Here is a 5555-nt window from a genome sequence, read left to right on the forward strand (position 1 = left end):
CGATCACCGCCGCGGCGTGGTAGCCGAACTCGGCGAACCGCATCGGCCGCTGCGCGGTGGCCGGATCTGGACGTGGCGCTGGCCCACCACGCTGCCCAGGGCCGGCTGGGGCTGGTGCCGGGTCTACCACCGGTCCGCGCACACGCCCGACGGCGTCACCCACCGCGGATACGGGCCACTCGCGCGTCTCGACCATCACACGCCTCCGCCGGACGCGCCGGCGATGTGCCCCGACGGCCGAACCGTTCTCTACGTCGCGGGCAGTCTGTCCACCGCGCTCGGTGAGGTCTTCGGTGACCTCGAAGAGGCGGCGATCTGCCCGGGATACCGTGTGGCGCTGCTCCGCCCCCGCGCCGAGATCATCACACTGGACCTGCGCTCCGAAGGCGCCGCCATGCGCATCGGCGCCCTGCCGTCACTGGCCACCGGCGCCTATCCGCGGCCCCACACCCAGCGCTGGGCGCGGGCGATCTATGAAGACCAGCCTGCGCGACGACCGGTGGACGGGGTCTACTACCACGCCGCCCACAGCAACGGCCGCGCCCTGGCGCTGTGGAACACCGATGCCGACGTCGAGACGGTCGCCTCGCCGTCCGGCGAGGACCAGGACTTCGCTCTCAACGATCCGCGCATGTGGCGGCGCGTCGTGGTCGCGGCGGGCGATCTCGGCATGACCGCAGCCCGAATCGACGCGTGCCCGCGTTGCGGCAGCTGACCGCTCCGGCGTCAGCGCCCCACCGGTGACGGCCATTTCGCGGGCACCGGCCTCGGCCGGACCATCTGGGGCCACCAGAACCAGCGACCCATCAGTGCGGCGATCGACGGTGTCATGAACGCCCGGATCACCAGGGTGTCGAACAGCAGGCCCATGCCGATGGTCGACCCGATCTGGGCGACCACCGTCATCTCACTGACCGCCATGCCCATCATCGTGAACGCGAAGACCAGCCCCGCGGCGGTCACCACCGACCCGGTGCCGCCCATCGCTCGGATGATGCCCGTGTTGATGCCGGCGTGGACCTCCTCCTTCAGGCGGGCCACCAGCAACAGGTTGTAGTCCGCGCCGACGGCGAGCAGCACGATCACCACCATGGCCATCACCATGAAATGCAGTTCGATGCCCAGGATGTGCTGCCACACCAGCACCGAGAGGCCGAACGACGCGCCGAGCGAGAGCACCACCGTGCCGACGATGACGGCCGACGCGACGACGCTGCGGGTGATCAGCAGCATGATCGTGAAGATCAGCGTCAGCGCCGCGATGCCCGCGATCAGCAGGTCGTAGTCGTTGCCCTCCTGCATGTCCTTGAACGCCGCGGCGGTGCCCGCCACGTAGATCCGGGAGCCTTCGAGCGGAGTGCCCTTGATCGCCTCCTTGGCGGCCTGCTTGATGTCGTCGATGCGGTGGATGCCCTCGGCGCTGAGCGGGTCGCCCTCGTGGTTGATCATGAACCGCACGGACTTGCCGTCCGGCGAGATGAAGTTCTCCATGCCCCGCTTGAAGTCCTCGTTCTCGAAGATCTCCGGCGGCACGTAGAAGGTGTCGTCGTTCATCGCGTCGTTGAACGCATCCCCCATGGCGGACTGGTTGGCCTCCATCGCCGCCTGCTGGTCCAGCTGACCCGCCTGGGTGGCGTGCATGGTCAGCATCATCGTCTTCATGTTCTTCATGGTCTGGACGGTCTGCGGCATCAGGGTGAGCATCTGCGGCATCAGCGAGTTCAGCCGCTGCAGATCAGGCACCAGGCCCTGGAACTGATCGGTCATCGTGTTGATGCCGTCGAGGGCGTTGAACAGTGACCGCAGTGTGTGACAGACCGGGATGTTGTAGCAGTGCGGTTCCCAGTGGAAGTAGTTGCGGATCGGCCGGAAGAAGTCGTCGAAATTCGCGATGCCGTCCCGCAGTTCGGCGAGGTGCTCCGCCGTGATGACCGTCTTCCCGACCATGCTGTCGGTGGTCGCGCTCATTTCCTCCATCAGCGCGATCATCCGGTTCATCGTGGCGATCTGCCTGTCCATCGCGTCGGCCTGCAGCAGCATGTCGTCCATGCGGGCCTCGAGGTAGCCGCGGTTCATCGCGTTGAACGTGCTGCTCATGCTGAGCTGAGCCGGGATGGTGCTGTTCTCGATGGGTTTGCCGTCGGGCCGGGTGATCGCCTGGACCCGGCCGATCCCCGGCACCCGGTAGATGCCCTTGGCGATCTTGTCGATCACCAGGAAGTCCGCCGGGTTGCGCAGGTCGCGGTCGGTCTCGACCAGCAGCAGTTCGGGATTCATCCGCGCCGCGTCGAAATGCCGCTCCGCGGCGGCGAATCCCTCGTTGGCGGGCAGGTCGGCCGGCAGGTAGTTGCGGTCGTTGTAGTTGCTCTTGTAGCCCGGCAGGGTGAGCAGGCCGATCAGCGACAGTGCGATGGTGGCGAGCAGCACCGGTCCGGGCCACCGCACGATCACCGCACCGAGCCTGCGCCAGCTGCGGATACGCATGGCGCGCTTGGGTTCCAGCAGTCCGAACCGGCTGGCCACCGTGACCATCGCCGGCCCCAGCGTAAGGGCCACCAGCACGGCGAAGGTCATGCCGACGAAGAGCGGCACACCGAGGGTCTGGAAGTACGGCAGCCGGGTGAACGACAGGCACAAGGTGGCGCCCGCGATCGTCATGCCCGAGCCGAGCACCACGTGGGCGGTGCCGTGGAACATGTCGTAGTAGGCCGACTCCCTGTCCATGCCCTTGGAGCGTGCTTCCTGATATCGGCCGATCAGGAAGATGGCGTAGTCGGTGGATGCGGCGATCGCCAGCGCGACCAGCAATTGCGTCGCGAAAGTCGAGAGGCCGATGACGTCGTGATAGCCGAGGAAGGCCACCACACCACGCGACGCGGTCAAGCCCAGCATCACCATCACCAGCGTCAGCAGCACCGTGGCGATGGACCGGTAGACGAGCACCAGCATCGTGATGATGATCGCGAAGGTGACCAGCTCGATGGTCCGGACGCTGCGGTCCCCGGCGATCTGCTGATCGGCCGCGAGCGCCGAGCCGCCGGTGACGTAGACCTCGACCCCCGGCGGCGGGGACAGGTCGCCGACGATGTTCTTGACGGCCAGCACCGATTCGTTGGCCAGCGACTCGCCCATGTTGCCTGCGAGGTACACCTGAACGTAGGCGGCCCGGCCGTCGGTGCTCTGCGCACCGGCCTCGGTCAGCGGGTCGCCCCAGAAGTCCTGCACGTGTTCGACGTGGGTGGTGTCGGCCTCGAGGCGGTCGATCATCTCGTTGTAGAACCGGTGCGCGTCGTCGCCGAGGCGGTCGTCGCCCTCGAGCACGATCATCGCCGAACTGTCCGACTTGAACTCCTCGAACACCTCGCCGATGCGGGTCATGGCGATCACCGACGGTGCGTCGTCGGGGCTCATGGACACCGACCGCATCTGGCCGACGACTTCGAGCTGCGGCACCGTGGCGTTGAGCACCGCCACCAGCAGGATCCAGCCGATGATGATCGGGATCGCCAGCCGGCGGATGAGTCTGGGCAGCGTGCCCCGCCGCTGTTGCTGTGGAGTGTGGATCGGCTGGGTTGTCGGTGTGCTCACCGGGACGTCATCCGGGCGGCAGAGGAACCGCAGCAGCGCCCGGCCTCAACGTGCGAGTTGGGCACCAAGGCCTTCGCTCCTTCACAGACGGCGTTCTGTCCGCCCGTTCTTACCAGATTCGGCTGCCGGGCGGGGGTGCCCCTGCCACCGGCTGAGAGCGTTCACAGCGGCGGTTGTGCACGGCCCGAGAGCGAGTCGAGAAGTTGTACGGCGACGGTGTGCAGCCGCACGTTGGCGCGCTGCGAGCGGGTCTTCAGCACCTCGAACGCCTCCTCTGCCGAACACCCCTGCAACGCCCTGATCACACCTTTGGCCTGGTCGATCTCGGAGCGCGAGGTCAGCGCCCGCTCGAGCTGGCCGACCGTCTCGCGGCAACCCTGCCACCGTCGCGCGTTGGCGATGGCGGCGCCCGCGGCCACCGTGAACAGCTGCATGATCTTCTCGTCGAACGGGTCGAACGCCGATGCCGTGCGGCTGTAGATGTTCAGCGATCCGACCAGTTCGCCTTCGCCGTGCTCCTCGGTAGGCGCGATGATCAGCGGCACCGAGAGGGTGGCAAGCACGCCCTCCTGACGCGCGGCGTCGGCGAACTCCGGCCACGACTCCTCTTCCACGTCCAGCGTGGTGCGGACCGCCGTGCGGGCGTGGGCCGCCGCCAGGCACGGCCCGCGGTTCGACCGGTACTGCGCGAGGTCGAGCTTCATCACCCGGTCCTCGGTGCACGCGGCGGTGCGGGCCTTGTTGTCCGCCAGCACCGTGATGGAGATCGCATCGGCGTCCGGGATCGCCCTGGCCGCGGTGTGCGCCACCCGCAGCAGCGCCTCGTCGAGCGGTTCCTCCGCCGCGAACAGGGAAAACAACGACTCCACCGCTTCGGTGGTCGACGCAATTCGATCCAACTGGTCAGGACGGTCACTACCCATCGAGAAAGCCCCTTGACTGCAAACCTCTAAGCTGAGACCACAAACGGTAATTCGGTGTCTGCAGACATCTTGCGCGTCCTCGCCATCGGTCACCGAATCGCCACAGACCGGACTGAAGCAGCCGTTGCGGCCCAGACGCGTCACGGGCGCGTTAATTCTCCGTGCAACCCGGGAACACAGCTCGGGACCGCTCGTTGAGTTGGACGGTGGTGGGCTCTCGATCCAGATCAACGAAAGGACTGTGGAATGGCATCCCCGCACGGCGGCGCGCGTCTCGGAACCCGGTTCGGGCCCTACGAGCTGCGATCGCTGATCGGGGTGGGAGGCATGGGCGAGGTGTACCGCGCCTTCGACACCCACCGCGAGCGCATGGTGGCCGTCAAGCTGCTGCGCCCCGAGGTGGCGGCCGACCCGAACTTCCAGGAGCGTTTCCGCCGTGAGTCGCGGGTCGCCGCCCGCCTGCAGGAACCCCATGTGATCCCCGTGCACGACTTCGGCGCCATCGACGGCGTGCTGTACATCGACATGCGGCTGGTGGACGGCGCGAGCCTCAAGGAGGTGCTGCGCGCCGAGGGACCGCTCGAGCCCGGCCGGGCGGCGTCGATCATCGCGCAGGTCGGGGCTGCGCTCGACGCGGCGCACGCGGGCGGGCTGGTGCATCGCGACATCAAACCCGAGAACGTCCTGCTCACCCCCGACGACTTCGCCTACCTCGTCGACTTCGGCATCGCCCACGCCGACGAGGACGCGAGCGTGACGAGGACCGGGATGGTGATCGGGTCATGTGCGTACATGGCCGCCGAACGGTTCAGTGGCGGACCGGTCGGCCCGCCGTCGGACGTCTACGCGCTGACGTGCCTGCTCTACGAGTGTCTGACCGGCCGGCCGCCCTTCGAGGCCGGTGACCTGCGGCAGCTCATGAGCGCCCACATGTTCGCACCGCCGCCACGGCCCAGCGCTGCGCGCCGCGGCGTGTCGCGCGCCTTCGACGACGTCATCGCCCGCGGCATGGCCAAGCAGCCCGCCGCGCGATTCCCCTCGGCC

The 5555-nt window shown here is 67.8% G+C and carries 4 protein-coding genes; 2 read left to right on the forward strand and 2 right to left on the reverse strand.

Features of this window, described 5'->3' with window-relative positions:
* On the forward strand, nucleotides 1-715 hold a 715-nt coding region (locus Q2100_RS29235), incomplete at its 5' end, for an RES family NAD+ phosphorylase (protein ID WP_328518144.1).
* 11 nt (nucleotides 716-726) lie between these two features.
* On the opposite strand, the gene Q2100_RS29240 is transcribed toward Q2100_RS29235, so the two are convergent.
* Nucleotides 727-3588, reverse strand: a complete 2862-nt coding sequence (locus Q2100_RS29240; protein ID WP_407667715.1) for an MMPL/RND family transporter — start codon at nucleotides 3586-3588, stop codon at nucleotides 727-729.
* A 161-nt stretch (nucleotides 3589-3749) separates the two neighbouring features.
* Entirely contained in the window at nucleotides 3750-4511 is a 762-nt protein-coding gene (locus tag Q2100_RS29245; protein WP_302916844.1) for a GAF and ANTAR domain-containing protein, read from the reverse strand.
* Between the two features lie 246 nt (nucleotides 4512-4757).
* Here Q2100_RS29245 and Q2100_RS29250 point away from each other — a divergent pair.
* The coding region (locus tag Q2100_RS29250) for a serine/threonine-protein kinase (protein ID WP_302916845.1) at nucleotides 4758-5555 on the forward strand (798 nt) is incomplete at its 3' end.

The sequence above is a fragment of the Mycolicibacterium arseniciresistens genome (assembly GCF_030519285.1).
Classification (GTDB): Bacteria; Actinomycetota; Actinomycetes; order Mycobacteriales; family Mycobacteriaceae; genus Mycobacterium; species Mycobacterium arseniciresistens.

Excerpts from the sequence above, each read along its gene's own strand:
- Q2100_RS29245 (WP_302916844.1), bottom strand. The coding sequence starts at position 4,511 with ATGGGTAGTGACCGTCCTGACCAGTTGGATCGAATTGCGTCGACCACC.